This window comes from Aeromicrobium sp. Leaf272, from assembly GCF_001422865.1.
GTDB lineage: Bacteria > Actinomycetota > Actinomycetes > Propionibacteriales > Nocardioidaceae > Aeromicrobium.
In genome coordinates, this window is sequence record NZ_LMMY01000011.1 from 415,183 (window position 1) to 416,161 (window position 979).

Annotated in this window: 1 protein-coding gene; it reads left to right on the forward strand. The window is 72.4% G+C overall.

What is annotated here, in order from left to right:
- Window positions 1–979 (forward strand): FAD/NAD(P)-binding oxidoreductase (locus ASF38_RS09115; protein WP_235497584.1); only part of this gene is annotated, 979 nt, incomplete at its 5' end.

Genomic DNA, 979 nt, shown 5'->3' on the forward strand with positions numbered 1-979 from the left:
CGGGCACGAGACCGAGCTGGTGCTGCTGCCCACGCGCGCGGCCAAGCGCGTGGCCGTCGTCGGTGCGGGTCCGGCCGGGCTCGCCGCCGCCGTCGAGCTGGCGGGTCGCGGCCACGCCGTGGAGCTGTTCGAGTCCGACGCGACGATCGGCGGGCAGTTCAAGCTCGCCGCGCGCATCCCCGGCAAGGAGGAGTTCGTCGAGACCCTCCGCTACTACACGCGCATGCTCGAGGTCCGCGGCGTGACCGTGCACCTCGGGCGTCGGGCCGACCTGGACGACCTGACCGGCGGGGGTTCCGGGCCACGGGCGGAGGAGGGCAGAGCGTTCGACGAGGTCGTCCTCGCCACGGGCGTCGAGCCTCGGATACCCACGATCCCGGGGATCGAGCACCCGAGCGTCCTGCGCTACGACGAGGTCGTGAACGGTGCACCCGTCGGCGACACGGTGGCCGTGCTCGGCGCCGGCGGCATCGGCTTCGACGTGTCGGAGTTCCTGCTGCACGACGTGCACGAGTCGCTCGAGCACTGGATGCAGCGCTGGGGCGTGACCGACCCCGCCCTGGAGCGCGGCGGACTCACGACCAAGGTGCAGGCGCCGCCGCGCCGGCAGGTGTACCTGCTGCAGCGCAAGCACTCCGCGCACGGCAAGGGCCTGGCCAAGACCACCGGCTGGGTGCACCGCCAGACCCTGAAGGACTCCGGGGTCGAGTTCGTGGGTGGCGTCACCTACGACCGCATCGACGACGACGGCCTGCACGTGACCGTCCGTCGTGACGAGAAGGACGAGACCGGGGAGGCGCTCTTGCTCCGGGTGGACACCATCGTGGTGTGCACCGGTCAGGAGTCCGTGCGCGACCTCGTCGAGCCGCTCGAGGCCGCCGGCGTGACCACGCACGTGATCGGCGGCGCCGACGTCGCCGCCGAGCTGGACGCCAAGCGCGCCATCAAGCAGGCGACCGAGCTCGCTGCGCGCATCTGA